This window comes from Vibrio sp. 10N.286.51.B11 (assembly GCF_041469245.1).
GTDB lineage: Bacteria > Pseudomonadota > Gammaproteobacteria > Enterobacterales > Vibrionaceae > Vibrio > Vibrio crassostreae_C.
In genome coordinates this window covers 407,534-433,379 of record NZ_JBFRKI010000012.1, presented here as the reverse complement: position 1 = coordinate 433,379, position 25,846 = coordinate 407,534, and the positions used below count along the sequence as shown (strand labels likewise).

At 44.0% G+C, this 25,846-nt stretch carries 26 protein-coding genes; 12 read left to right on the top strand and 14 right to left on the bottom strand.

Translation table 11 applies throughout. From position 1 onward, the window contains the following. Positions 1-154: 154 nt before the first annotated feature. From AB4154_RS08860 to cueR, 3 genes are all read left to right on the top strand, one after another. Positions 155-1,255: a porin gene (locus AB4154_RS08860; protein ID WP_372122714.1), complete on the top strand. Its 1,101-nt coding sequence runs from the start codon at positions 155-157 to the stop codon at positions 1,253-1,255. 98 nt (positions 1,256-1,353) lie between these two features. Further along, positions 1,354-2,160 carry a DUF2057 family protein gene (locus AB4154_RS08855; RefSeq protein WP_017068999.1) on the top strand — a complete coding sequence of 269 codons (807 nt, stop codon included), beginning with the start codon at positions 1,354-1,356 and terminating at the stop codon, positions 2,158-2,160. Between the two features lie 93 nt (positions 2,161-2,253). Next, positions 2,254-2,646 (top strand): Cu(I)-responsive transcriptional regulator, encoded by a 393-nt coding sequence (cueR, locus tag AB4154_RS08850; RefSeq protein WP_017061928.1) that lies wholly within the window; start codon positions 2,254-2,256, stop codon positions 2,644-2,646. Positions 2,647-2,722: 76 nt separating this feature from the next. Here the strand turns inward: cueR and AB4154_RS08845 are convergent, their stop codons facing one another. The 6 genes from AB4154_RS08845 to AB4154_RS08820 all read right to left on the bottom strand — a co-directional run bounded on the left by AB4154_RS08845 (position 2,723) and on the right by AB4154_RS08820 (position 7,838). After that, positions 2,723-2,902 (bottom strand): hypothetical protein, encoded by a 180-nt coding sequence (locus tag AB4154_RS08845; protein ID WP_017061927.1) that lies wholly within the window; start codon positions 2,900-2,902, stop codon positions 2,723-2,725. Positions 2,903-3,221: 319 nt separating this feature from the next. Beyond that, positions 3,222-3,671 carry an NfeD family protein gene (locus AB4154_RS08840; RefSeq protein ID WP_017061926.1) on the bottom strand — a complete coding sequence of 150 codons (450 nt, stop codon included), beginning with the start codon at positions 3,669-3,671 and terminating at the stop codon, positions 3,222-3,224. Between the two features lie 3 nt (positions 3,672-3,674). Next, the gene (locus AB4154_RS08835) at positions 3,675-4,604 is read right to left on the bottom strand and encodes an SPFH domain-containing protein (protein ID WP_017063395.1); all 930 of its coding nucleotides are present in this window, start codon (positions 4,602-4,604) and stop codon (positions 3,675-3,677) included. A gap of 197 nt (positions 4,605-4,801) precedes the next feature. Then, the gene (locus AB4154_RS08830) at positions 4,802-5,656 is read right to left on the bottom strand and encodes a co-chaperone YbbN (protein WP_017061924.1); all 855 of its coding nucleotides are present in this window, start codon (positions 5,654-5,656) and stop codon (positions 4,802-4,804) included. Positions 5,657-6,052: 396 nt separating this feature from the next. Further along, complete coding sequence (locus tag AB4154_RS08825; RefSeq protein ID WP_017061923.1) at positions 6,053-6,880, bottom strand: SDR family oxidoreductase; 828 nt, start codon at positions 6,878-6,880, stop codon at positions 6,053-6,055. A 43-nt stretch (positions 6,881-6,923) separates the two neighbouring features. Then, positions 6,924-7,838 carry a TIGR01777 family oxidoreductase gene (locus AB4154_RS08820; protein ID WP_372056258.1) on the bottom strand — a complete coding sequence of 305 codons (915 nt, stop codon included), beginning with the start codon at positions 7,836-7,838 and terminating at the stop codon, positions 6,924-6,926. A gap of 289 nt (positions 7,839-8,127) precedes the next feature. On the opposite strand from AB4154_RS08820, the gene AB4154_RS08815 reads away from it, so the two are divergent. From AB4154_RS08815 to yfcE, 5 genes are read left to right on the top strand one after another with little or no spacing between them, the layout of a single operon-like run. After that, positions 8,128-8,862, top strand: coding sequence for a DUF1538 domain-containing protein (locus tag AB4154_RS08815; RefSeq protein ID WP_017072437.1), 735 nt, complete (start codon positions 8,128-8,130; stop codon positions 8,860-8,862). Further along, the gene (locus AB4154_RS08810) at positions 8,859-9,653 is read left to right on the top strand and encodes a DUF1538 domain-containing protein (protein ID WP_017062208.1); all 795 of its coding nucleotides are present in this window, start codon (positions 8,859-8,861) and stop codon (positions 9,651-9,653) included. Before AB4154_RS08815 ends, AB4154_RS08810 begins: the two co-directional genes overlap by 4 nt. Beyond that, complete coding sequence (locus tag AB4154_RS08805; RefSeq protein ID WP_017062207.1) at positions 9,643-9,993, top strand: P-II family nitrogen regulator; 351 nt, start codon at positions 9,643-9,645, stop codon at positions 9,991-9,993. Before AB4154_RS08810 ends, AB4154_RS08805 begins: the two co-directional genes overlap by 11 nt. After that, entirely contained in the window at positions 9,990-10,397 is a 408-nt protein-coding gene (locus AB4154_RS08800; protein ID WP_017062206.1) for a CBS domain-containing protein, read from the top strand. The genes AB4154_RS08805 and AB4154_RS08800 overlap by 4 nt, the downstream gene beginning before the upstream one ends. Positions 10,398-10,444: 47 nt before the next feature. Next, complete coding sequence (gene yfcE, locus AB4154_RS08795) at positions 10,445-10,990, top strand: phosphodiesterase (RefSeq protein WP_108019963.1); 546 nt, start codon at positions 10,445-10,447, stop codon at positions 10,988-10,990. Between the two features lie 25 nt (positions 10,991-11,015). Here yfcE and AB4154_RS08790 read toward each other — a convergent pair whose 3' ends face one another. The 3 genes from AB4154_RS08790 to AB4154_RS08780 form a co-directional block, all read right to left on the bottom strand. Beyond that, positions 11,016-11,294, bottom strand: a complete 279-nt coding sequence (locus AB4154_RS08790; RefSeq protein ID WP_108019982.1) for a SelT/SelW/SelH family protein — start codon at positions 11,292-11,294, stop codon at positions 11,016-11,018. A gap of 167 nt (positions 11,295-11,461) precedes the next feature. Beyond that, positions 11,462-11,977, bottom strand: coding sequence for a regulatory protein ToxS (locus AB4154_RS08785; protein ID WP_017066005.1), 516 nt, complete (start codon positions 11,975-11,977; stop codon positions 11,462-11,464). 1 nt (position 11,978) lies between these two features. Beyond that, positions 11,979-12,890 (bottom strand): winged helix-turn-helix domain-containing protein, encoded by a 912-nt coding sequence (locus AB4154_RS08780; RefSeq protein WP_372122712.1) that lies wholly within the window; start codon positions 12,888-12,890, stop codon positions 11,979-11,981. A 271-nt stretch (positions 12,891-13,161) separates the two neighbouring features. Between AB4154_RS08780 and htpG the strand changes: the two genes are divergently transcribed. The 3 genes from htpG (at position 13,162) to hemH (ending at position 17,339) form a co-directional block, all read left to right on the top strand. Beyond that, on the top strand, positions 13,162-15,066 hold the full coding sequence (htpG, locus tag AB4154_RS08775; protein ID WP_017062201.1) for a molecular chaperone HtpG: 1,905 nt from the start codon (positions 13,162-13,164) through the stop codon (positions 15,064-15,066). A 388-nt stretch (positions 15,067-15,454) separates the two neighbouring features. Beyond that, positions 15,455-16,099 (top strand): adenylate kinase, encoded by a 645-nt coding sequence (adk, locus tag AB4154_RS08770; protein WP_017062200.1) that lies wholly within the window; start codon positions 15,455-15,457, stop codon positions 16,097-16,099. 277 nt (positions 16,100-16,376) lie between these two features. Then, complete coding sequence (hemH, locus tag AB4154_RS08765; RefSeq protein WP_372122710.1) at positions 16,377-17,339, top strand: ferrochelatase; 963 nt, start codon at positions 16,377-16,379, stop codon at positions 17,337-17,339. A gap of 90 nt (positions 17,340-17,429) precedes the next feature. Here the strand turns inward: hemH and AB4154_RS08760 are convergent, their stop codons facing one another. After that, entirely contained in the window at positions 17,430-18,815 is a 1,386-nt protein-coding gene (locus AB4154_RS08760; RefSeq protein ID WP_372122709.1) for a peptide MFS transporter, read from the bottom strand. Positions 18,816-19,316: 501 nt separating this feature from the next. On the opposite strand from AB4154_RS08760, the gene rfaH reads away from it, so the two are divergent. Further along, positions 19,317-19,823, top strand: coding sequence for a transcription/translation regulatory transformer protein RfaH (rfaH, locus tag AB4154_RS08755; RefSeq protein WP_372122707.1), 507 nt, complete (start codon positions 19,317-19,319; stop codon positions 19,821-19,823). Positions 19,824-19,901: 78 nt separating this feature from the next. On the opposite strand, the gene asnB is transcribed toward rfaH, so the two are convergent. From asnB to nagA, 4 genes are all read right to left on the bottom strand, one after another. Next, positions 19,902-21,572 carry an asparagine synthase B gene (asnB, locus tag AB4154_RS08750; protein WP_102320162.1) on the bottom strand — a complete coding sequence of 557 codons (1,671 nt, stop codon included), beginning with the start codon at positions 21,570-21,572 and terminating at the stop codon, positions 19,902-19,904. A 235-nt stretch (positions 21,573-21,807) separates the two neighbouring features. Then, entirely contained in the window at positions 21,808-23,394 is a 1,587-nt protein-coding gene (locus AB4154_RS08745) for a cation:proton antiporter (protein ID WP_372051538.1), read from the bottom strand. Positions 23,395-23,477: 83 nt separating this feature from the next. Next, the gene (locus tag AB4154_RS08740) at positions 23,478-24,692 is read right to left on the bottom strand and encodes an ROK family protein (protein ID WP_017062194.1); all 1,215 of its coding nucleotides are present in this window, start codon (positions 24,690-24,692) and stop codon (positions 23,478-23,480) included. Between the two features lie 2 nt (positions 24,693-24,694). Continuing rightward, positions 24,695-25,831, bottom strand: a complete 1,137-nt coding sequence (nagA, locus tag AB4154_RS08735) for an N-acetylglucosamine-6-phosphate deacetylase (RefSeq protein WP_017062193.1) — start codon at positions 25,829-25,831, stop codon at positions 24,695-24,697. Between the last annotated feature and the right edge of the window lie 15 nt (positions 25,832-25,846).

Below are 25,846 nucleotides of genomic sequence, written 5' to 3'. Positions count from 1 at the left end.
ATGCCATGGATGCACATGATGTGTATAACCAGAAAGGAAATAGAGAATTCAGAGTTTAGGGTTCTCAAACAAGAAAAGGTATTTCTCTCTACGGCGGCCAACTTTAGGCGGGGAATATTCAAACAGCTATATCCATTTTTAGGAGTTTTATTCCATGGAAAACAAAATTTTCAAACGTACTCTACTAGGTGCATCCGTTGCACTTTTATCGACAGGCGTAATGGCGAAAGAAGTTGGTATCAACTCTGATTTCAACGTTGACGTATACGGTGTTGCAGCTATCTCTCTAGTTAACTACAACACAACTGACAACAACGACTCTAGTACTGGTTACGCTGTAGAGAATGAATCTCGTATCGGCTTCCGTGCTCATAAAGAGATGTTTGATGACGTATTAATCACAATGCAGATTGAATCTGGCTACGTAGATAGCACAGACTGGGGTCATGGCGGCGTTTCAGGCGGTGTGCTTGGTTTCCGTGATACGTTCGTTGGTGCTTCTGGCTCTTGGGGTAACCTGCGTGTGGGTCGTGTTCTTACTCCACTATACGAAATCGTCGACTGGCCATTCTCTAACCCTGGTCTAGGTTCTGTATTCGATTGGGGCGGCATCAACGGTCACTACGATCGTCAATCTAACCAAGTTCGTTACGATTCAGCTAAATTTGGCGGTTTCTCTTTTGCAGCTTCTGTTGGTCGTGACGATAACGACAACGGTGGTGGTGCAGCAACTCGTGACGCAAACTTTGTTGGCGCAAGTGCTAAGTACAGCTTCGAGAAAGTAACATTAATGGGTGCGGTTGAATCTGGTACTCGTGTCGTTGCCGCGTCTGGTGGTGATTGGTCTTTTGATGAAAACGGTAACCCAGAACAGGCTCCTGAAGTAGCTGGTTACGATGATGATACATTCGCATACATTGTTGGTTTCGAAGCTAGCCTACCAGCAGGTTTCGGTTTCGCTGCAGCATATAAAGGCGAAGAGCTAGATAACGGCATCCGTAAGCAAACACAAGATTCTTACTCAATTATTGGTCAATACTGGAACGGTCCAATCGGCTTTAAACTGGGTTACGCAGCGAACTTAGAATCTGAACTTAACGGTAATAAAGAAGCTAACTCAGATAGCAACACTATCTCTGGTCAGCTAATGGCTGTTCACAACGGTTTCGTACCTTACCTACGTGTTGCGGGTCGTACTGTTGGTGACGCTGATACAGATATCGTAACTCGCGTTGGTCTTGAGTACGGTTTCTAAGCTAAAGTTATCAGCTTAAAAATAGTTAAATAAAATCAAAACGCTGGTAAATTATTTTGCCAGCGTTTTTCCATAGTGAACATAAGGAATTAGTCATAATGAATAAAGTTAGTGTAGTTGTATTATCATTATTTTTGGGAGCTTGTAGTTCACTCGATTCAAAAAGTAATTTTGCAGATTCAGTGGCGGATGTGCAGCCCAAAGGTGGTTACATTAAAGTAACCGGTCAATCTTACGTAGCAGAAAATAGAGCAAATGTAGGCGCAGACATTCTCAAGTCGTCGCTTTACTTTACATACAATAAAGAAGTAACACCAAATACTGCCCCAGAATCTTCAATTACTATGGACGTGAGTTACTTCCAAAGTTACAAAGAGTACGAAACGGTTAGTTTTTTTGGTAAAACGATAGAATTAGAAGATAGACAAGTACCAAGAGAAAGCTGCAGCGAGCACTGTACTAAGACTCAATATATTAAGTTTCCATTAAGTGACGCTGATATTCAGCAAGCAAGACAAAAGAATTTAGAATTTACGCTTGAAGGCCAAAACTCAGTCATGAGCACGACTTTTATCGTACCAAAGGCGTATATCGACACAATTTATAACGGTGCAAATAATCATACAGCTATCGCGGTTGCTCCAGTCGCGGCTGTTCCAGTAGCAGCAGTAGTTGCTGAAGAGCCAAAAGCATCACAAGCACAAGAGATGGTGAATTACTGGTATGGTGAAGCAACCAAAGAAGAGCAATCTGCAGTAACAGATTGGGCATTCAAGAACCGTAAGAACGCTAACCCAGCATTACTAGAAGGCTCAAAAGAGATCGAAATGGTTTCATACTGGTTCAATAAGCTAGACAGTGAAGAAAAATCTCAAACTATGATTTGGTTGTTAGAACAAGAGTAAGTTTCTAACGCTACACCCTAGCTATGTTTTTCAGCCGCAGTATTGTATAACAGCAGTACTGCGGTTTTTCATTTTAGGCTTACAGGTAAGATTGTGAATATTGGTGAAGTAGCGAAGCGTGTTGGTACAACAGCGAAATCCATTCGTTTTTACGAAAGTAAAGGCATGATGAGCCCACCGCACCGATCAGAAAATGGTTACAGGCAATATGGCGAGATTCATATCGAACAGTTAGAGTTCGTTTTGAGAGCTAAAATGGTTGGTTTCACTCTCGATGAGTGTAAGTCACTGGTTGAGTTGGCAATGAATCCCAACAGACAAAGCTACGAAGTAAAGAAGAAGGCTACTCAGAAGTTAGATGAAATAGAGTTGAAGCTTGCGGAGTTAAACAAGATGAAGGTGCAGCTACAATCTTGGGTACATGACTGCCCTGGAGATACTTCAACGGAATGTCCTATCTTGAATAATCTATCTGGCCGCAGTTAGGTTATTCCAGTTCTAAATAATCGTCAGGCAGCAATTTCATTACTAGCCTGACTTTAATCACCTATCACAGTACCTATCACAGCACCTTTCCGCCGTAATGTTTACAGATCAACAGTGGTACATGAGTGACTGCGTTACCATCTGAACACTTAACGATAGGCCCCATGTTTCCGTTACCAGGAGACTGACTGCTCGCTAGAGCGCTTCCAAATGACAAGCTGAAAATAGCCGTTAGAATTATTAAAAAATGTCTCATACAAACTCCATTAGGTTTATCTCTAATTGAGATAATTGAAAGTATGGACAAGGAAAAGAAAATTTCAAAAATTGGACGGACTTAACATTTTTAATGATTATAAATAAGCGAGAGTAAGGTTAACTATTCATATATATATTGGGTAAGAAATCTGGCTTTCTTATACCTTTTTAGCTCAATCAAACTTTTTAGCTTTACGAAATAAGAACTTATTTTTTTTTCAATTCAATCTATCGCAATGATAATTCGAATATTATTAAGGTTCAAAAATAGAAAAAGCCTGCATTTATTGAAAATGCAGGCTTCATATAGCTCTTGTTTATAAAGGTTCTATTATTAGAACGATTCCGTCTAAAGCGACAATCTTAATTTCGGTTCCAGATGGAATATCTTGACTGGCCTTTGCTGACCAAGAAGAGTCACCGAACTTAATTCGACAGCTACCTTTCTTTACGTCTTCACTTAAAATAACGGTTTGACCTACCAATTGCTTTTCTCTTTGGTTTAACTCTCGCCCTGCATCCGATTGCTTGTCATTCGAGAGTTGTCTTCTCCACCACAACCAAGTGGTAATAAGAGAGAAGCTAGCAAAGGACAGCCATTGCATCTGCCAACCAATTGGTAATGCTCCTAATAGGGCACCGACCAGCATGGCAGATATGCCTATCCATAAAAAGTAACCAGCGGTTCCAATTAGCTCAAGCGCTAACAATGCTAGACCAAACGCTAACCAATGCCAGTGGTTTACTTGTTCTAGTAATTCGACCATAAGTTAGTCCTTACTACCTTTGTCATTCTTATGTGCAAACATCTCCGCGATACCCGCTACAGAACCCATAAGGCCAGTTGCTTCGAGTGGTAGCATGATGATCTTGCCGTTTTCAGCTTGGCCTATAGATTTCAATGCGTCGGTGTAACCTTGTGCAATGAAGTAATTGACCGCTTGCATGTCACCTTGAGCAATTGCCGTTGATACCATTTCTGTCGCTTTAGCTTCTGCTTCTGCGGCACGCTCACGGGCTTCTGCTTGCAATATTGCCGCTTGCTTCTCACCTTCTGCTTTCAGGATCTCTGATTGCTTGTGGCCTTCTGCTTTCAAGATCTCAGCTTGTCGTACACCTTCTGCTTCTAAGATATCAGCACGTTTATTACGCTCGGCTTTCATCTGGGCATTCATCGCAGCAGTAAGGTCTGCTGGTGGCTGTACGTCTTTAATTTCGATACGGGTGACTTTTACGCCCCAAGGGTTTGTCGCTTCATCAACGATGTTCAGTAGCTTGGTATTGATCATGTCACGCTGACTCAGCATCTCATCCAGTTCCATCGAGCCAAGCACAGTACGGATATTGGTGAGGGTTAAGTTACGGATCGCATGTTCAAGGTCATTCACTTCATAAGCTGCCTTAGGCGCGTCGATAACTTGAACAAAACAAACCGCATCGATAACCACATTTGCATTATCTTTGGAGATGACTTCTTGTGCTGGGATGTCGAGAACACGCTCCATCATGCTGATGCGCTGTCCAACTTTATCAATAAATGGAATGATTAAGTTAAGACCCGGTTTAAGGGTGTGTGTGTATCGCCCGAAGCGTTCAACGGTCCAGTTGTTGCCTTGTGGAACGGTTTTTACGCCAGCGAAGATAAATAACAGTGCGACGGCAGTAAAGACGCCGATAGTAATCAAGGTATCAATAGGCATACAAAATCCTTTGCAAGTTTGAGTTTTTGATAGTTCAGTATTGATACTGGCTCATATTTAAATTCTGAGCAAATTTATAAACGAGAAATGGGCCATAAAGCATTGATTTTATGGCCCATTTTACATTCTATTATGCGATAAACTAATTGATTGAATTGTCAATTTTCGATGTTTAATCTACGGCTTTTTAGGTTTAACTAGTAAAGCAGAGAGTACAGTTGTCGACGGTACTTACTGGCAACTGGGTTACCTTGTCCAAGCGCACTCAAGATGTCCATGAACTCTTTCTTCATGTCACCATCGAGAGCATTAAGATCTTTGGCTAGGAAAGACCATAATAGATCCATAGCTTCTTCACTGCGGTTCACTTGGTGATATTGCAATGCTAATTCAGATGCTGTTTTAGCGTCGCTCGGATTTTGCTGAAGAGCGGCTTCTAATGCTTGTATTTCAGGGCTGTCTGCTGCTTGTTTATGAAGTTCAAGCTTTGCAACTAAGCCTTTGTAGTAGTTGTCTTGGTACTCAAGAGGGATAGTTGCTAGCTGAGTTTCAGCAAGGTCAAATTGTTGTGTTTCTAACAAACACTCTGCGATCGCCAGTTTTACTTCACCTTTATTCGTCAGCTCTGCTGGAAGTTGCTGCATTGCTGCTAGTGCCTGTGTGTGCTCGCCAGCTTGCATTTGCTCAAGAGCCTGACGCAAAGCAAGTTCATCTTGGCTAGGAAGGTGTTTGCTGAGCATATCGACAATAGCTTCTATGCTTTGAGGGCCACCGAGCCCATCGACTGGCTGACCATTAACAAACAGTGCAATAGTGGGCAGTGCTTGAACACCAAACTGGCTAGCAATAGCTTGCTCTTGTTCGCAATTGAGCAGGGCTAAGGTGAAGGCACCGTTGTATTGCTGAGTTAAAGTTTGCAGTTCAGGAATGACTTGGGCGCTCTCTTGGCTCATTGGTGCCCAAAAATGGATGAGTACAGGGGTCTGCATCGAACCTTCTAATACTTGACGAAAGTTCTGCTCATTAAGTTCAACAATATGCGGAGATTGCATTTACGTTCCTTGAGGTTTGTTTTGTGGATACGTTGCAAATATGGGGGGGTTAGTCGGTAACTTCAAGATCTAACTCGGTTATCTCGGATAAAAAGAACCAAAAATAGAAAAACGCTATGCTTCGATGTTGATAGAGTTGTTATCTCAACATGGAAGGCATAGCGTTATCATCGAGGTAGTCAGTGAGGCGTTGCGTGAGATACTCAAAACAGTATAAACAGCGTAATTGCCAGACCCACACCTACCCAATTAAGGCGGTTTAAAGTCATGAGATTTCCAGAGTAGAACCATCAATTGGGAATAACTGATGGGATAGGATAATCATGACATCTTATTGTTACGGAAAAATTACATCGTTACATTAAAGTTTGCGACTCTGCATTCAAAGTTAGTAATTTATGCAGCTTTTCTCAAAATAGGGTCTAGCAAGCGACTCGGTAGAATCCTTTTCAATACCGCGAACACTTTAGTCGGGGTCGTAACTCGGTATCTTAGCTTGGGTTTGTCGGCGGTGAGAGCATGGAATACCGGCTCAATACAACTTTCTGGAGGCAGGACAAAAGCGTTATTCGATGATTCTTTCTCGAGTCGATCTTTTTGTTGTTGGTAAGCGTCTTGGTGGGCGCTGCCAGAAATGTTGATCCATTTATTGAACGCTTTCAAGGCATTGGTTCTAAATTGAGTCTCAATTGGCCCTGGTTGCAGTAATGAGATCTGTATACCGCTGCCATGCAGTTCTAATCGTAAGGTATCTGTCCAACCCTCAATCGCGAATTTAGAAGCATTATAAGCACCACGATACTTCATGGCTGCAAAACCTAATACGGAACTGTTTTGTACGATTCGACCTTCGCCACGCTCGCGCATGTGCGGAAGGATCTGACAGACGAGATGATGCCAACCAAAGAAGTTGGTTTCGAATTGTTCTCTGAGTCCTTGGGTCGGTAAGTCTTCTAGTGCCCCTGCTTGACCGTAAGCACCGTTATTGAATAATCCATACAATCCATTAGGTGCGAGATCAATAGCAAGCTTGGCGCCATGCTCAATACTTTCTTGGTTGGAAAGATCTAATTGAATACAGGTGAGGCCTTCATCTTGAAGGCGTTGAACATCTTGTGGATCACGACAAGATGCAATGACATGAAAACCACGCTTTTGAAGTGCATGAGCACATGTATAGCCAATACCTGTTGAGCAACCGGTAATCAGAATCGACTTGTTCACACTTAATCCTTTATTAGAGTCTCTATCGCTCTAGGGTAAAGAATTAGTCTTGATGTTGTAACAAGTTTTTTAGTGCTGGCTCGATTCTTGAGTAACTAAAGATGAATCCCATCTCAGTGAGTTTCTTCGGCTTGGAGCGAATGCTGTCAAATAGCAAACAAGATGATTCCCCCATGAGAATCGACATTGCCCATTTCGGCGTGAATAAGAAATGCGGTCGGCCTAATTGTTTCGCTAACGTGCTGCTGAACAGTTTGTTGGTCACAGGGTGAGGGGCACACATATTGAATTCCCCTTGAGCGTGGGGGAGTGACAACAAGTGATTGATGGCTCTCACCATATCGAGAATGTGAATCCATGGCATGTACTGCTCACCTGAACCTATTGGACCACCGACGCCGAGTTTATAAGGCAATAGCATCTTCTTGAGTGCGCCGCCATTCTCGCCAAGTACAACCCCTGTTCGCAGTAGTATCACGCGTGTGCTTTCTGATTGTGCTCGCTTGGCTATCTCTTCCCAGTGGGCACAGACTTTATGAGGAAAGCTTTCATCTTCTACTTGCAGTGACTCGTCAAACGGGTGCTGCTGTTGATCGCCATAGTAACCCACGGCTGAACCGCTAATAAAAGCGTGTGGCGGGTTGCTACTGGCATGAATTAATTCGACCAGCTTTTCAGTGATGTGCCAGCGGCTGTTACAGATCCTCTCTTTTTGTTCTGTACTCCAACGCTTATCGGCAATCGGCTCACCCGCGAGGTTGACCACCACATCAAAGTCATTGAGATCACTGAGCTCATCAAGGGATTGAATGTAATGAAGGTTGTTCTGGTTGAGGTGATTTAGGTTTTGCTTCGCATTTTCAGGACTCCGCGTCAGCAATGTCACGTCGTCAGTGTTCCAACTCTTGACCAATTCAGAGCCAATAAATCCAGTACCACCCGTTAACAATATCTTCATACCAATCTCCCTATTAAACATAATTATAGACATGGCTTGTTTTTAGTCGCCAATCAATACGAAAAAATCACTATAACGATCATAAGGTTTCAATCGTGTGATGCCCAAATTACGCCTTTTTCAATTTACAAAGGAGTGAAATTAAATTCATCAAGTCAGGATGTGTACCGTCATCACACTTATGCACTTTACTCGGATATGTTACCAACTGCGTAATATTTGTCACATAAGCAATGATAAGGATTTGCCATGATTATTATTAATTCATAATCAGCGACAAGGAATTGCGATGACGGCGGTGCTTGCTTTGTTTCGATCCATGTTAGGTAGCCTGAGGGATCTATTGCCAATCGTGGCGGTAATCGCTTTCTTCCAGCTTGCTGTCTTACAAGAGCCACTTCCTCATCTTTTATCTATTCTGACTGGCTTAGTGCTCGTCGTTTTTGGACTCACTTTCTTTATCTTTGGCCTTGAAATGGGGTTGTTTCCAATTGGCGAATCGATGGCTCAAGCATTTGCCAGAAAGGGGAGTGTGTTCTGGTTATTGATCTTCGCTTTTTGTTTGGGTTTTGGTACCACCATAGCCGAGCCAGCGTTAACCGCAGTCGCTGCCGAAGCCGCAGAAGTGGCAGCTGAGGGAGGTGTAATCCCCAATACGTTAGATGAAATGGAGCAGTATGCCAATGGCCTGCGCTTTACTGTGGCACTGTCAGTCGGTATCGCTATTTTACTCGGTGTGCTGAGAATCTTAAAAGGTTGGCCAATCCAGTACATGATCATCGGTGGATATATTGGAGTGGTCGTGCTCACTGCATTTGCTCCGGAAAACATCATTGGAATTGCGTATGACTCTGGTGGAGTAACGACATCGACGATCACCGTCCCATTAGTAACTGCGTTAGGGGTGGGTTTAGCCTCGGCAATTAAAGGGCGTAATCCGATGATAGATGGTTTTGGGTTGATCGCGTTTGCTTCGTTGCTGCCGATGATGTTTGTCATGGTGTACGGGATGGTGGTGACATGATCAGTGTTCAACAATTTATCGACACCTTTCTCGGCACTGTGATGGATGTGATCCCGATTGCGATCATCATCTTCGGTTTTCAGTTGGCGGTATTACGAAAGCCAGTCAATAACCTAGCCAAAGTGCTGATCGGTTTCTTCTACGTCATTCTTGGCTTATCACTCTTTTTGATGGGATTGGAACTCGCGTTATTCCCTCTAGGGGAGACGATGGCAATGCAACTCACCGAGCCGAGTTTTTTGACTGAGTTTAAGATCAGTTCTGGTCTTGCTTTGGCTTGGTTTGATTATTACTGGGTCTATCTTTTCGCGTTTTGTATTGGTTTCAGCACCACGATAGCCGAGCCCTCTTTGATTGCTGTAGCGATTAAGGCGAACCAAGTTTCCGGTGGCAGTATCAGCGTCAATGGGCTGAGGATCGCCGTGGCATTGGGCGTTGCTATCGGTATCTCACTGGGCAGCTACCGTATCGTTGCGGGTGACCCGATCCACTACTACATCATTTTTGGTTATGTCGTCGTGGTCATTCAAACCTTTTACGCCCCAAAACTCATTATTCCATTGGCCTACGATTCGGGTGGCGTCACTACATCAACGGTGACAGTCCCTTTAGTGACGGCGCTCGGGCTTGGACTCGCTTCAACCGTACCAGGAAGAAACCCTGTTATTGATGGCTTTGGGTTGATCGCCTTTGCCAGCTTATTTCCCATCATTTCAGTGATGGGCTATGCCCAAATAACACAATGGTTAAACCGTTTACACACCTCTAAGGAGAGCAAAGATGCGCTTTAAACTTATCTTAGCGTTTGTAGAAGAGAGCAAGACCGACACTGTGCTCGATGCCGCGCGTGATGCGGGCGCGACTGGAGCAACGGTGATTAACAACGCCAGAGGGCAAGGCTTAAACCAAAAAACCACCTTCTTTGGCCTAACGCTAGAGGTACAAAAAGATGTGTTGCTGTTTGTGGTTGAGGAACACTTAGCGAGGCATATTCTTGAAACTATTGGCGAAGTCGGTGAGTTTGACCAGGAGTCAGGACAAGGTATAGCGGTGCAGATCGATATCGAAGACGCAGTCGGGGTTGCGCATCAAGTCGAGACGTTAACAAAGGTTGTGGAGGATGAGCTATGAGTACCAGTGAAAAGATCCGAGTAGGCGATGTCATGGCCAATACGTATGTGATTATCGATGGGCTAACCACAGTGTTAGAAGCGATAGAGATGGCTAAAAAGCACAAAGTGAAGGCAATCATTGTCGATAAACGCCACGAAGATGACGAATACGGCATCGTATTGATGAATGACATTGCCAAGAAAGTACTGGCTAAGAACCGATCTCCAAAGCGAACCAATGTTTATGAGATCATGACCAAGCCAGCGCTAAGCGTGTCTGCTGAGATGAACGTAAAGTATTGCGCTCGCCTGTTTGAACGCTTTGGTATCAGTCGTGCGCCAGTAGTTCGTGATAACAAGATAGTCGGTATGGTTAGTTACAATAATATCGTGATCAATGGTATGGCGAGAGATGACGTGTAGCATTTAGATACGTACAATAGGCTCATAAATTTTATGGAGAAGTACGTGTGAAATTATTTTTTGCTTCAGACCTACACGGTTCGCTGCCAGCAACAGAAAAGGTATTAGAACTCTACCAAGCATCTGGTGCGCAATATTTAGTTCTATTGGGTGACATTCTGAATCATGGACCAAGAAATCCGATTCCAGAAGGATACAACCCGCCGGCGGTTGCAGATAAGTTGAATGCGTTTTCTCAAGAGATCATTGCCGTTCGTGGTAACTGCGATAGCGAAGTGGATCAGATGTTGTTGTCTTTTCCAATGATGATGGATTACTCGTGGGTGCTATTAGAATCAGGCCAGCGTATCTTCCTAACGCATGGCCATTTGTACAACACCAATAAACGCCCTGCGTTGAAGGCGGGCGATATCATTGCACACGGTCATACCCATATTCCTGTCGCCGAATACCAAAATGACATCTTTATCTTTAATCCTAGCTCGGTGACATTCCCACGAGAGGGACACGCGGCGAGCTATGGCATCTATGAAAACAATACCTTCAAAGTCATTAGCCTTGAAGGTGATGTTCTCGTGAGTGGCCAGCTTTAAACCATTAGATCGGCGGTGAAAGGGCTTATTTTGAGTCTACGTGGCCAAGGTCTCTGTCTGGAGCAATGATGTTTCGCACTCTTTGCTTCAGAACTTTCGCCTCAGGAAAGCCGTCATCTGCTTTTCTTTCCCAAATCTGCATACCATTACAAAAGATTTCGAACCGACCTCCTGTGTCTGGGTGCAAGCTCACTTGCTCAATTTCTTCGCTGAAGGTATGCAGTAGCTCTTGGCATAACCAACTAGAACGAAGCATCCAATTGCATTGACGGCAATAGTGTATGGTGATTGTTGCTTTAGCGATGGGGGAAGCTGTTTGATCTGACTCTGTACTCATGGGTAATCCTTTTAAACGCGAGTAAATTCTTAATACCAATATCACTGTATCAATGAAAATACAGATGCTAAGGGTAATAAAAAAGGAGCATCATGCTCCTTTTTTATTGCTATGCAGTAAATAGCTATTCGATCTTAGTTCGAAAACAATACGGTAGAACCATGATTTAAGCTAGTCAGTAGCAGTGCCTTCGGGTTAACAATGTCTATGCGGCGGCTTTGCTCTGCGTCCATCTTAATGACTTGAGTGATAAGCTCTAGTTGCTCTTCTGAAAAGTCTTGGCGCTGAGCCGAAGTCACATCTTTAAACTCCGTTGGCGAAACCAGTAAGTAGTTGTCGTTAATATCCCACTGACCCGTTTCAGAGATGTTGATGACATTCGCAGGCTCAGTTTGATTACCGTAAAGTCTAACCACTGACATTCTCAAATATGTACCATTTGGCAGGTACTTCGCATTCGATGATAGTTCAACTCTACGAAGTGGGCCGATTGAGTCAGCTTGCTTGTTATCGCTAATCAGCGTCACCATCTTAGATTGCCATTCATGCTGAGTGAGCAAGCGCTCTACTTTTGCATCGCTGCCCCAATACAACCAACCACTCAAAAATGCAGATAGAACCAGTAAAATAATCGATACTTTTAATTTCATGTTACTGACCACCGTTACAAATGTCGTTTACATCCGACTGGTTTGCGTAAATTCTTAGAGTTACATTTTCGCTTGAGTATTCTTGCGGGTGAATGTAGTTGAGGGCAAGGTTATTGGTTTGCCCACCTGTTGCAATCACTTCAGTCGGCTTTAGCATGCCAGTGTGATTCGTGTTGTAACGTAATACACACTTCTCTATCGCTGGCAGCCAACTGCTAAGATCTGGGTGGTTAATCGGTGATTGAACCTTTACGCCATCTATTTCAGCCAATGTTTTGAACTCGGACTCTGCCGGGTTGGTAAACGTCAAAACGAGAATCGGCATGATGAAGGCGGCAAGCAGTAACCAAAATGTTAGCCACTTATTGGTGTTTTTAGCGGGAGCCGTAACAGGAGCGGTTGCTGGTTCTACTGCCACTTTAGTTTGTTGAACTTTTGTAATTGGCTCAGGTTCAAATGTGTCAGTGATTGCTTGTTCAGTCGCTGCAGGCGTTGCAAACGTTAGGATAGGTTCAACGTCATTTTCTGCAATTTCAGCGGCTACTGGCTGATCATTTGATGACAGTGGCGCAGAGCGCTCAACGGTCGCAATAAATTGGTAACCGCGCTTCGGTACTGTCTTTACGAATTCAGGAGATTTAGTCGAGTCTTTGAGCATCTTTCTCAGAGTCGATACGGCTTGCGTTAAGCTTGAGTCATCCACCTCAAAGCCTTGGTCTCGCCAAACATACTCATGCAATTCATTACGAGTGATAACTTCATTAGGCCTTTCTGACAGCATCAAGAGAATACGGCTTTCATTGCTACCAAGACGTACGACTTCACCGTCGCTCATTTGATCGACAAGTGAATTGCTGTTTGGGTCGAATACGAACCGTTGTGCGAGAATAAACTTTGTGCCGATATTACTCATTGAATTCTTCTATTTTGGATTGTTTTGGGGGGCGAAATAGACAAATCTCAGGTGAAGTTCCGTTAATTCTTCACCAAATCATGGCTTATTTTATGTTCTTTTATATTTATCAGGCTCAAGGATAATAAAAACAGATAAAAAAAACAGTGTTTTTATGATTTTTGACCTTGAATTTACATTTGTCATCCTCATGTTAATGAACAGAAGAGTGGCATCAAGTGTTACGCCCCTATGATTATTCAACATAAAGTATAGATGTTTTGGAGTAAAAATGAGCGAAACGGCAACGCAAAATAAAGAGACTCGTGGCTTTCAATCTGAAGTAAAACAACTACTTCATCTAATGATTCACTCACTGTATTCAAATAAAGAAATCTTTCTACGTGAGCTGATCTCTAACGCATCTGACGCGGCTGATAAGCTTCGTTTTCAAGCTCTATCGAACGGTGACCTTTACCAAGGTGATGCAGATCTAGGTGTAAAACTTTCTTTCAACGCGGAAGCAAACACGTTAACCATTTCTGATAACGGTATCGGTATGAGCCGCGACAACGTTATTGAGCATTTAGGTACGATTGCTAAGTCAGGCACTGCAGACTTTTTCTCAAAGCTGTCTGAAGACCAAAGCAAAGACTCTCAACTGATTGGTCAATTTGGTGTGGGTTTCTATTCTGCATTCATCGTCGCAGACGCGGTAACGGTTCGCACACGTGCAGCTGGCCTGCCGAACAATGAAGCTGTTCAGTGGCACTCTGCAGGTGAAGGCGATTACACAATCGAAGACATCACTAAAGAGTCTCGTGGTACTGACATCGTTCTGCACATGCGTGAAGACGGTAAAGAGTTCTTAAATGAGTGGCGTCTGCGTGAAGTGATTGGTAAATATTCTGACCACATCGGTATTCCTGTTTCTATCTTCACAGCAGTGAAAGATGACGAAGGTAAAGACACCGAAGAGAAACATTGGGAACAGATCAATAAGGCGCAAGCGCTTTGGACTCGCAACAAATCTGATATCGAGAAAGAAGAGTACCAAGAGTTTTACAAGCACGTATCTCACGACTTTGCTGATCCACTAACCTGGAGCCACAACAAGGTTGAAGGTAAGAACGATTACACAAGCCTGCTTTACATCCCAGCGAAAGCACCTTGGGACATGATGAACCGTGACCACAAGAGTGGCTTGAAACTTTACGTGCAGCGTGTATTCATCATGGATGACGCAGAGCAGTTCATGCCATCTTACATGCGTTTCGTTCGTGGCTTGATTGACTCAAACGATCTGCCATTGAACGTGTCTCGTGAAATCCTGCAAGACAACAAGGTAACTCAGTCTCTTCGTGGCGCATGTACCAAGCGTGTACTGACTATGCTTGAGCGCATGGCGAAGAATGACAATGATAAGTACCTAGAGTTTTGGAAAGAGTTCGGCCTAGTATTGAAAGAAGGCCCGGCTGAAGATATGGCGAACAAAGAGAAGATCGCTGGTCTACTTCGTTTCTCGTCAACGGAAGTGGATTCTGCTGAACAAACCATCAGCCTAGAATCTTACGTTGAGCGCATGAAAGAAGGCCAAGATAAGATTTACTACCTGACAGCAGATAGCTACGCTGCCGCTAAGAACAGCCCACACTTGGAGCAGTTCAAAGCTAAAGGTATTGAAGTGGTTCTAATGTACGATCGTATTGATGAGTACGTAATGAACTACCTGACTGACTTCGACGGTAAACAGTTCCAATCGATCACTAAAGCAGGCTTAGACCTAAGCAAGTTTGAAGGTGAAGAAGAGAAAGAGAAGCAAAAAGAGACAGAAGAAGAGTTCAAATCTGTTGTTGAGCGTACTCAATCTTACCTAGGTGGTCGTGTTAAAGAAGTTCGTACGACCTTCAAGCTAGCAACGACACCTGCGGTTGTTGTGACTGACGACTTCGAAATGGGCACGCAAATGGCGAAGCTTCTTGAAGCTGCGGGTCAAGCGGCACCGGAAGTGAAGTACATCTTCGAGATTAACCCTGAGCACGCACTGGTTAAACAGATGGCTGACGAAGCAGACGAGCAAGCGTTTGGTCGTTGGGTTGAGTTGCTACTTGGTCAAGCGATGCTGGCTGAAAAGGGCTCAATGGAAGATCCGTCACAATTCTTGGGTGCAATCAACGAGCTACTAACAAAGCGTTAGTCTTTCGACTTTAGGTTAAGCCAACAATTACAATAAAAAGCTCGCAAATGCGGGCTTTTTTTATGAACGTCGTTGAAAATTGACCTAACGTGGTCAACGTCACCGTTATCGTCACAACAAATGTTGTCGATGCATTCTTTAGTCGTAAATTCAGCCAAATTGAATATTAATGTGATAGAATGCTCGACCTAATCAGCTGGGGCTAAGAAGCGACTATCTCCAGTTGTATGATTTTTAAACGTTATACCGAAACTTACCGTTTTGCTTCTGTTCACAGTTTTGCTTAGCCTCAATGGTTACTTAACGCTTTCTGTTCATCCTAAAAATGAGCAAGAATGGAGGGATAGTGAGCTTCGGTATAAATCATAATTTTATAAGAGGATTAAACATGCGCATCATTCTTCTAGGTGCTCCTGGCGCGGGTAAAGGTACTCAAGCTAACTTCATCATGAACAAATTTGGTATCCCTCAAATTTCAACTGGTGACATGCTACGTGCTGCTATCAAAGCGGGTACTGAGCTTGGTAAGCAAGCAAAATCAGTAATCGACGCTGGTCAGCTAGTTTCTGATGAAATTATCCTTGGTCTTATCAAAGAGCGTATCGCTCAAGATGACTGTGAGAAAGGTTTCCTACTAGACGGTTTCCCACGCACAATCCCACAAGCTGATGGCCTAAAAGAAATGGGCATCGCTGTTGATTACGTTGTTGAATTTGACGTAGCTGACGATGTGATTGTTGAGCGTATGGCTGGTCGTCGTGCTCACCTTCCTTCTGGTCGTACATACCACACTGTGTACAATCCGCCTAAAGAAGAAGGTAAAGATGACGTAACGGGTGAAGACCTAGTGGTACGTGATGACGACAAAGAAGAAACAGTTCGTGCACGTCTAGGTGTATACCACGATCAAACAGCTCCGCTAATCTCTTACTACGGTAAAGAAGCTGAAGCAGGTAACACTCAGTACCTTAAGTTTGACGGTACTAAGCAAGTTGCTGAAGTTAGTGCAGAACTTGAGAAAGCACTAGCATAATTGGCTAACAGCCAGTTTTAGAATTTGATATATTGGAAGCGACCTTAAGGGTCGCTTTTTTTGTTTCAATTTTTAGTACGATACCAATCTATATAACTTGATTGCACATGATTCAGAACGGTTCAGACCCGACGGCAGTGGCTAGCAATTGAGAGTGGATGTTGTGTATCTCATATGAAGAATGATTATTCAGACTTTCATTGAGGCGCAATGATCTTAAACTTATGCAGATTAGTATATTACTTTCCAGAAAATCACATATTGGTCTCAGGTATCTATGGAAAATAATAAAAAGCAGGGCGTTTTACTGGTGAACTTAGGAACGCCAGATGCGGCGACCCCCGCTGGCGTTCGTCGATTTTTGAGTGAATTCTTACACGACAAGCGAGTTGTAAACCTAACGCGTTGGCTTTGGTGTCCTATATTACATGGCGTGATTTTACCGATTCGCTCGCCTAAAGTTGCTAAGCTGTATCAGTCTGTCTGGATGGATGAGGGCTCACCACTGCTTGTGTACTCTCAAAGACAAGCTGAAAAGCTCCAGAAAAAACTAGAGATGCCTGTTGCACTGGGTATGACCTATGGCAACCCAAGCCTAAAGACTGGTGTTGAGCAACTGATGGAGCAGGGCGTTGAGGACATCATCGTACTGCCTCTGTATCCGCAGTACTCTGGCACAACCACAGCGGCGGTTTCTGATGGTTTAACCAAAGCCTTTAAGCAGATGCCAGTTATCCCGAGCTATCGCTTTATTCGCGACTACTACGCGCACCCAAGCTATGCAAAAGCATTGGCTGAAAGCGTCCGCAGTCATTGGGATAAAAATGGCAGAGCCGATCATTTAGTGTGTTCTTTCCACGGTATTCCGAAGCGACTGGCTGATGAAGGCGATATCTACCCTCAGCATTGTGAAGCGACAACAAAGCTGCTTGCGGCAGAGTTAGGTTTGTTAGCGGACGATATCACCATGACATACCAATCGCGATTTGGTCGAGAAGAGTGGTTGAAGCCATACACTGACGAGACACTTGAGTCACTGCCGAGTAAAGGCATCAAGAAGATCGACATCATGGCACCTGCCTTTTCGGTTGACTGTTTGGAAACGTTGGAAGAGATTTCAGACCAGTGTAAAGAGACGTTCATTGACGCTGGTGGTTCGGACTTTAGCTACATTATGTGTCTGAACGACAGAGACTCACACATCGACATGATGGCTGAACTAGTGGCGTTTCATCGCTAACTGATATGGCGATTGAATAGATAACAAAAGGGCTGCTCATTGAGCAGCCCTTTTTGATCTTGATGTTTCTTCTTGAAATCGATCTAGCTATTAAGCGACCGAAGTTTCTGCTTTTGGTTCTGCTTCAAGCGTCATGTTGGTTTCTACACCATGCATCCATGATACAAGCTTACCAGCACAAAGCAGCAGTAATATGGCACTCACCGTTGCTGTGATAGCAATACCACTGAAGATTGACATAGCACCAAGCTCACCAACGTGAGAACCGACCAGGCCTGCCACGTAGTTTGCCACCGCATTGAAGCCAAACCATGCACCCATCATCAATGATGCTAGGCGAAGCGGAGCTAACTTAGTGACCAACGACAGGCCAATAGGCGATAGACAAAGCTCACCAAGGGTATGGAAGAAGAAAGCACCGACTAGCCATAGCATTGATGTTTTCACGGTTAGGTCACCGCCTTGCTCCATTACCGCGCCCATCATGCACACAAAGCCCAGTGCTAAGAAGAACAATGCCATTGCAAACTTAACAGGAGAGTTGGGTTCACGCTTACCCAGTTTCACCCAGAACGCAGCAATGATTGGAGCAAGTGTAATGATGAAGAATGGGTTCAAAGATTGGAACCACGCAGCAGGAACTTCAAAGCCACCAATCATACGGTCAGTATATTGTTGAGTGTAGATGTTCATTAGGCCGCCAGCTTGTTCAAAGCCCGCCCAGAAAACAATCACGAACAGACCCATGATAAGAATCACTTTTAGTCTGTCGAACTCTTCTTTGGTCAGTGGCGCTTTTTCTTCAGATTTGTTTAGTGCTTTCGCTCTTGCAGCAGCAGGTACAGAACCGATGTTGCCCAACCAAGACTGAGCCATTGTCACTTGCATGATCAAGCTAATAACCATACCAATACCAGCGGCTAGGAAACCTGCTTTCCAACCGAATGAATCGACAGCAGCACCTGAAATTAAGCCACCAAGCAGCGCACCTAAGTTGATGCCCATGTAGAAAATGGTGAAAGCACCGTCACGGCGGTTATCGCCTTCTTGGTACAGATCGCCAACCATGGTTGAGATGTTCGGCTTAAACATACCGTTACCACTGATTAGCAGAGCTAAACCAAGGTACAGCGCGTTCACTTGGTCTAAACCGATGAAGCCGTTAGGTAGAGCCAGTGTAAATTGGCCAAGTGCCATCAATACACCGCCAATCATAATTGATTTACGCTGACCTAGGTAGTTATCGGCAATCCAGCCACCAATTAATGGTGTGATGTAGACTAAGCCGGTGTAAATACCGTAGAGATCGAGTGCGTCTTTCGTTGACCAACCCAGTCCACCGTTGAGGGTAGTGTCAGTCAAAAATAAGACAAGGATGGCACGCATCGCATAGTAAGAGAAACGTTCCCATAGCTCTGTGCTAAAAAGTAGAAATAGGCCTCTAGGGTGGCCAAAGATGTTGTGGTTGCTTGGCATAAGTTTTACTAATTTTAGGTATTAAAAGATTTTATAGTCATTCATGTATACACAGTGGGATAAAAGTCTGCAATAGACTTATTTTATGGTCACGATAACTTGGTTTAACTAAGATGTTGATATTAAATATCTTTATTTTTAATGTTGCCCATTTTAGATGTGCTGCAAACTAATTTTCCAGATTTGAGTTGGTTGGTTAATAACCTTCATTAAAGTTGTGTTGAATTAAAATCTTTAGATATATTGCTCTGGTGTATCATTTTGAGTTTGAAGGGAGTGGCATGCGCATTAGGTGGGGCATACATATGCTTACAACAATGAGTCTTTTGATCTCTAAATGATCTCTGTACAATGCTTAACCATTCCGACACCTATAACTTTTTGTTGATAAATTGGTCTGCTACGCATTATTTTTCGTTAGCAACGATTCATTTTATTAATGGTGATTTAACCGTTTTAGGCATGTGGTAAAATATCTAAAAATATAAAATGGCTAGTCAAATGAAACGTTGGTATTTGCTTTACTGTAAGCGTGGTGATCAAAAACGCGCTCAGCAGCACTTAGAGAATCAGGGGGTAGAGTGCTTTTACCCTCAAATAGAAGTCGAAAAGGTGGTGAGAGGGAAAGAAAAGCAGGTCAAAGAACCGCTGTTTCCGTCTTACATCTTTGTTCGCTTCGACTATGAGCAAGGTCCTAGCTTCACGACCGTTCGTTCAACACGTGGCGTTGTGGACTTTATTAAGTTCGGTTCACTGCCGCACGAGGTCCAAGGAGACTTGGTGTTTGAACTTAAAGAGTTTGAGAAGTGCTGCAGTAACGAAGTGGAAGATTGTTGTGTTGAGTTTGAATCTGGACAGGTAGTTAAGATTCAGAGTGGCCAATTTGCTGGGGTTGAAGCTATTTTCGATCAGAAAGACGGTGAGGCTCGATCGATTATGCTGGTGAAAATGATCAGCCAAGTCGTTCCAATCAGTATTGAGAACGAAGTACTACAAGCTCGCGCATAACTGCAGTAATAAAAATAGGCTTAAAACAAAAGGCGCATAATGCGCCTTTTTTAGTCTTTAGGATTTGTTCAAAACGCTCTAAGCGTTGTAAGCATCGTTGTGAACGGCTTGTACTGCACGGCCTGATGGGTCGACACAGTTTTTGAATGACTCATCCCACTCAATCGCTTTCGCTGATGAACAAGCAACTGAAGGACCACCAGGTACACACTCTGCCGCAGATTCTAGAGGGAATAGCTCCTCAAAGATTTCACGGTAAGCATAACCTTCTTTGGTTGTTGGCGTGTTGTAAGGGAAACGGAACTTAGCAGCTTCCATTTGTTGATCCGTTACTTTTGCTTCAGCCGTTGCTTTCAATGTATCAATCCAATCGTAGCCAACACCATCAGAGAACTGCTCTTTTTGACGCCATGCGATTGAATCTGGTAGGTAGTCTTCAAAACACTCACGCAGGATGTGTTTCTCCATCTTACCGTTACCGCACATCTTATCTTCAGGGTTCAGACGCATTGCGACATCGATGAACTCTTTATCCAAGAATGGTACACGGCCTTCAACACCCCATGCCGCTAGCGATTTGTTTGCACGAGCACAGTCGAACATGCTTAGAGCAAGCAGTTTACGTACTGTCTCTTCGTGGAACTCTTTCGCGTTTGGCGCTTTATGGAAGTACAGGTAACCACCAAAGATTTCATCAGCACCTTCACCTGAAAGTACCATCTTGATGCCCATCGCTTTGATCTTACGAGCCAGCAAGTACATTGGCGTTGATGCACGAATCGTCGTTACATCGTAAGTTTCGATATGGTAGATAACGTCACGGATTGCGTCTAGGCCTTCCTGAATAGTGTAAGTCATCTCATGGTGCACAGTTCCGATCTTGTCCGCAACTTCACGAGCAGCGATAAGGTCTGGTGCGCCTTCAAGACCAACAGCGAACGAGTGCAGTTGTGGCCACCAAGCTTCAGATTGCTCATCATCTTCGATACGCATTGCCGCAAAGCGTTTTGCAACTGCTGAAGTAATTGATGAATCCAGGCCACCAGATAGAAGTACACCGTAAGGAACGTCAGTCATTAGTTGACGTTTAACGGCTGCTTCTAGCGCTTCAGTCAGTTCTTCTTTGCTTGTGCTGTTGCCTTGTACCGCAGCGTACTCGTTCCAATCGCGGATGTAGTAGCGTTGAGGTTCAGCATCTTTCGAAGAGTAGAAGCTACCTGGAGGGAATTCACTGATCGTCTTACATACTTCAACCAATGCTTTCATCTCTGAAGCCACGTAGTAGTTGCCGTGCTCATCGTAACCTTGGTAAAGCGGGATGATACCAATATGGTCGCGGCCCACTAGGTACTCGTCTTTCTCTTCGTCGTATAAAACGAATGCGAAAATACCGTTAAGCTCTTCTAGAAGGTCTGCACCCATCTCTTGGTATAGCGCTAGGATAACTTCACAGTCAGAATCAGTCTGGAACTGGTACTTATCTTCATAGCGTGCACGAAGTTCTTTGTGGTTATAAATTTCACCGTTTACTGCAAGAATGTGCTTTTTGTCTTGACTGTATAGTGGTTGAGCACCACTGTTCAAGCCAACAATAGCAAGACGTTCATGAGCAAGGATTGCTTTTTCACCAGCATAGATACCAGACCAGTCTGGACCACGGTGACGAAGCTTCTTAGACATTTCTAAAGCAATAGGGCGAAGTGTTGCGGCATCACTTTTAATGTCGAGAATGCCAAATACTGAACACATAGAACTTCCTTTTAAATAATTTCCAAATCAACTGCATTCAATTTGCCATTCTGGCTAAAAAAAGCAACCGGATGTGAGCAAAAAAATAATATAAAGGGTGTTCTGTTAGAAATTATCTAATTTTTATGTGCTTTTGGTGTGTGATGTTTAATTGCGGTTGGTTTTTTAAACAAAAACCTCTCAAAAGTGCGAAAAATAGGCAGTTTTGAGAGGTTTAGTTGAACACTGTCTAATACTAGATTTTATTGATATTTGGATTTAACTGTTCGCAAACGTGGCGAGCAAAACCACTACCAGCCTCGCTGTAAATGTTAAATGCCGCATCAACGCCATTCTCTTTCAGTGTTTCGAGTTGATCGGGATATTCAGCAATAGCCGCAATTTGGCCTTTAAAGTTACGTGACTTTAATTGTTCTAAAGCGGTTTGATTACCTTGGTGGTGAGGCATTGCCAAAATCACCAGCTTTACGTTTGCTGTATCTAGAATTCGCTCCCAGAAATCTGGGTCAGTCGCGTCGCCAGAAATCACGTTTCTGCCTTGGCTTTTGTGGTTGTGCGCGGCTTCTTCACGCACTTCTACACCTAGGCTGACCTTGCCATAGCGAGTACGTAATTCGTCATAAGCACCGGTACCAATTCGGCCCATACCTAGAATAAGCACTTGGGCACGACCAGGGTCAATTCGCTTATCACGTCGGTGAAGCTTTTCTGACGCATGCTCTTTTAGCCATTTACCTGACTGCTGATAAAGCTTATGACCAGCTCGGTTTAAAGGAGCAGCGATTAGAAAAGACAGTGAAACTGCAATGGCAACGGCAACTAAGATATCACCCGACATCCAACCCATCTTGAAGGCGAGACCACCAACGATGAGGCCAAACTCGCTATAGTTAAACAGTGATAGCGAGGCAAGTAGAGACGTTCGAACACGGAACTTGAAGCGGTTGAGTACCAAGAAGTAGAGAACACCTTTCACAGGCAGCATCAGCAAGAACAAGATTGCGAGCATAAAGCCTTGAATGGTTGGTTGCTCTGACAGACCAATATTCAAGAAGAAACAGACAAGGAAAAGTTCTTTAAGGTTAAACAGCGACTTTGATAATTCTGAGGCTTTTGGGTGACCAGCAAGTAACATACCTAGAACAAGAGCCCCCAAATCTGGTTTCACACCAACCAAATGGAATAAACCAGCACCGACGACTAATGCGAAGAAGATGCCGGAAAGAACCAGCATCTCACCGTGACCAACCCAATCGAGCACTTTGTAGAACAGTGGGCGTAATAAGGGTAGGGCAAACAGAGCAATTGCATACCACTCAGGTATTTTGCCCGTAGAAGCCGTTAAGAATACTACGGCGAAGATATCCTGCATGACCAAGATACCAATCGCTAACGTTCCGTAGGTCGCATTCATTTCGCCTTTCTCTTGCAGAGTCTTAACCGCAAATACAGTACTAGAGAATGAAAGAGCAAAACCGAGCAGAACGATCTGTTCTACCGACATGGCAGCTAGCGATGAAATACCTAAGAACTTAAAGCCAAACAGGGCGACGGCGAAAAACAGAGTGGACAAAAGGTTGTGGATTGTCGCGCCAGCCCAGATCTCTTTAGAGAGTAGGGTTTTGATATCGAGCTTTAAGCCGATAGTAAATAGAAGCAGCGTGACACCAAGGTCAGCTAAAGTAATGATGGTGTCATTGGTTTCAAAGCCAAAGGCAAAAAGCCCAAAGCCTGCAACCAAAAAACCAACTAATGGGGGAAGGTGACACTTTAAAGCAATAAATCCTGCGATAAACGCAGTGGATATTAATATAAGTTCCATAACTTGTTGTTGTAGTTCCCTAGCTTAAAAAAACGGGCCGTGTTTATACAAACACGGCCCGCGGAAAATCAGAATTGTTTTCTCTAGTCTTCGAGAAGCTTCTGCAGTAACACGCCGTTAAGCATGGCGCGCTTAATCATAGCAAAAGCTCCCATCGTAGGATGTTTATCGATCTGTGATGCTACAATAGGCAGGCCGCTATGGAAAGTCGTTAACGACTGATTCTCTACATTGCGCTTAATTGCAGGAAAAACAATCTCTTGTGCCTTGGTAATATCACCAGCAATGATAACTTTTTGAGGGTTAAATAAGTTAATCGTCATCGCGATAGCCTTACCTAACTGGTTTCCTACTCGAACTAAGCTTTGCTTGGCTAGCTCATCACCATTAATCGCGTGGTCACAAACGTCTTGAATCGTAATATGCTCAAGCTCTGTTAAAGAAGACTCATAGCCTTGTTTAATCAGCTTCTGCACGCGTTCAACGATAGCTGGGTTTGCCGCTACTGTTTCAAGACAGCCGAAGTTACCACATTGGCATTGCTCGCCTAGCGGATCAATTTGGATATGACCAATTTCACCCACATTACGGTTATGACCTAGGAAAACCTGACCATTAACGATAATACCTGCACCTGTACCACGGTGAACACTGACCAAAATAGAATCTTGGCTATCTTTACTTGCACCGAAGTAGTGCTCAGCAAGCGCCATTCCACGAACATCGTTACCAACAAAACAAGCAACATGGAATGTATCGCGAATAATGTCGCTTAATGCGAGGTTATCGATGTCGGTATTCGGCATGTACTCAACAACACCGGTCGTTGGGTTAACCAAGCCTGGAAGCGTGACACCAATAGCAATCAGTTGATCGATCTTTGGTTGATGCTCAGCAATGAAAGCTTTGAGGTTATTGACCAAGCCTTGGGTAAGGTCTGATTGGTCTGAATAATTCAGGTCTTGCTGTTGGAAAGCCAATTCACGACCACCAAGGTCATGCAGGCTTATTTGAATGTAGTCTCGACCCAAACGCACAGCAACAGAATGAAAAGGCTCTACTTCTGTGGTTAGGGAGATAGCGCGTCTACCGCCAGTAGACGCTTGCTGCGCAACCTCTTTAATTAGGCCGCGCTCTAAAAGTTGGCGGGTAATTTTTGTAACACTTGCCGGTGCGAGTTGGCTTACATCAGCCACTTGTATACGACTGATAGGCCCCTGTTGGTCTATAAGTCGGTATACCGCCGCACTGTTTAGTTGTTTAACTAAGTCTACGTTACCTATTTGTCCGCCATTCATACTTAATTGTGCTCGTATTGTCCGTTAACAACAGTCGCTTTAACGTTAAAGTCTCGGTCAAATACAGCTAGGTTTGCAACCATGCCTTTTTTGATTCGACCTAGCTTGCTTTCTACACCGATAGCCGTAGCTGGGTATAGCGTAGCCATGCGAAGAGCTTCGTCTAAAGCGATACCAGCGTGCTCAACTGTATTCTGAACTGCTTCAATCATAGTCAGAGCTGAGCCGCCCAGTGTGCCGTTTTCATCAACACACTTACCATCACGGTAATATACTTTCTTACCGACAAAAATAAAGTATTCCATGTCAGCACCTGCAGGAGCTGTGGCATCCGTCACTAATACCAACTTTTCTCCCTTGATTTTATGCGCAATTCTGATGTTTGCGTAATCAACGTGGAAGCCGTCGGCAATAATGCCAGCGTAAACCTCAGGAGTATCGTAAATCGCGCCAACAACGCCAGGCTCACGACCAACCATCGGCGTCATTGCATTGAACAGGTGAGTGGCGAACGTGATACCAGATTCGAAACCTTGACGCGCTTCTGCGTAAGTTGCGTTGGTGTGGCCGATAGAAACGACAACGCCAGCTTTGTGCAGGCGTTCGATGTGTTCAGGGTCGTTAAGCTCTGGAGCCAATGTTACTTTTGCAACAAGGTCACGGTTCTCACAGATAAGCTCAATCATTTCGTTGTCAGATTTACGAATGTGATCGACGCTATGGATGCCTTTTTTCGCAACGTTTAGGTAAGGGCCTTCAAGGTGCAGACCTAAAGATTGGTTTTGGTACTGGTTATGGTATTCACGAGCTGCCGTAATAACCGCACGCATATCTTCGTCTGAAGAGGTGATAAGCGTTGGTAGGAAGCTAGTACAGCCAGATTTCAGGTTTGCTTTGTGCATGATCTGCATGGTTTCTGCAGTGATCTCATCGTTAAGCATTACACCGCCACAACCATTCAGTTGTAGGTCAATGAAACCTGGGCTTAGGTTTGCTCCGTCTAGGTCGCGAAGCTCGATTCCTTCTGGCAATTCAGAGATAGGACAGACTTTTTTGATCAGTTCGTTTTCGATTACAACAGCATGATCGGTTAGAACATCACTACCAGTGTAAATTTTACAGTTACTTAGCGCGTACATAGTCAGCTAATCCTT

Coding starts and splice junctions, on each gene's coding strand:
- adk (WP_017062200.1), top strand. CDS start 15,455: ATGCGCATCATTCTTCTAGGTGCTCCTGGCGCGGGTAAAGGTACTCAA.
- AB4154_RS08820 (WP_372056258.1), bottom strand. CDS start 7,838: ATGAAGATATTGTTAACGGGTGGTACTGGATTTATTGGCTCTGAATTG.
- rfaH (WP_372122707.1), top strand. CDS start 19,317: ATGAAACGTTGGTATTTGCTTTACTGTAAGCGTGGTGATCAAAAACGC.
- htpG (WP_017062201.1), top strand. CDS start 13,162: ATGAGCGAAACGGCAACGCAAAATAAAGAGACTCGTGGCTTTCAATCT.
- AB4154_RS08740 (WP_017062194.1), bottom strand. CDS start 24,692: ATGAATGGCGGACAAATAGGTAACGTAGACTTAGTTAAACAACTAAAC.
- AB4154_RS08800 (WP_017062206.1), top strand. CDS start 9,990: ATGAGTACCAGTGAAAAGATCCGAGTAGGCGATGTCATGGCCAATACG.
- AB4154_RS08860 (WP_372122714.1), top strand. CDS start 155: ATGGAAAACAAAATTTTCAAACGTACTCTACTAGGTGCATCCGTTGCA.
- AB4154_RS08810 (WP_017062208.1), top strand. CDS start 8,859: ATGATCAGTGTTCAACAATTTATCGACACCTTTCTCGGCACTGTGATG.
- asnB (WP_102320162.1), bottom strand. CDS start 21,572: ATGTGTTCAGTATTTGGCATTCTCGACATTAAAAGTGATGCCGCAACA.
- AB4154_RS08815 (WP_017072437.1), top strand. CDS start 8,128: ATGACGGCGGTGCTTGCTTTGTTTCGATCCATGTTAGGTAGCCTGAGG.
- AB4154_RS08745 (WP_372051538.1), bottom strand. CDS start 23,394: ATGGAACTTATATTAATATCCACTGCGTTTATCGCAGGATTTATTGCT.
- AB4154_RS08760 (WP_372122709.1), bottom strand. CDS start 18,815: ATGCCAAGCAACCACAACATCTTTGGCCACCCTAGAGGCCTATTTCTA.
- AB4154_RS08840 (WP_017061926.1), bottom strand. CDS start 3,671: ATGGTCGAATTACTAGAACAAGTAAACCACTGGCATTGGTTAGCGTTT.
- AB4154_RS08785 (WP_017066005.1), bottom strand. CDS start 11,977: ATGAAATTAAAAGTATCGATTATTTTACTGGTTCTATCTGCATTTTTG.
- AB4154_RS08830 (WP_017061924.1), bottom strand. CDS start 5,656: ATGCAATCTCCGCATATTGTTGAACTTAATGAGCAGAACTTTCGTCAA.
- AB4154_RS08805 (WP_017062207.1), top strand. CDS start 9,643: ATGCGCTTTAAACTTATCTTAGCGTTTGTAGAAGAGAGCAAGACCGAC.
- nagA (WP_017062193.1), bottom strand. CDS start 25,831: ATGTACGCGCTAAGTAACTGTAAAATTTACACTGGTAGTGATGTTCTA.
- hemH (WP_372122710.1), top strand. CDS start 16,377: ATGGAAAATAATAAAAAGCAGGGCGTTTTACTGGTGAACTTAGGAACG.
- AB4154_RS08855 (WP_017068999.1), top strand. CDS start 1,354: ATGAATAAAGTTAGTGTAGTTGTATTATCATTATTTTTGGGAGCTTGT.
- AB4154_RS08780 (WP_372122712.1), bottom strand. CDS start 12,890: ATGAGTAATATCGGCACAAAGTTTATTCTCGCACAACGGTTCGTATTC.
- AB4154_RS08835 (WP_017063395.1), bottom strand. CDS start 4,604: ATGCCTATTGATACCTTGATTACTATCGGCGTCTTTACTGCCGTCGCA.
- AB4154_RS08845 (WP_017061927.1), bottom strand. CDS start 2,902: ATGAGACATTTTTTAATAATTCTAACGGCTATTTTCAGCTTGTCATTT.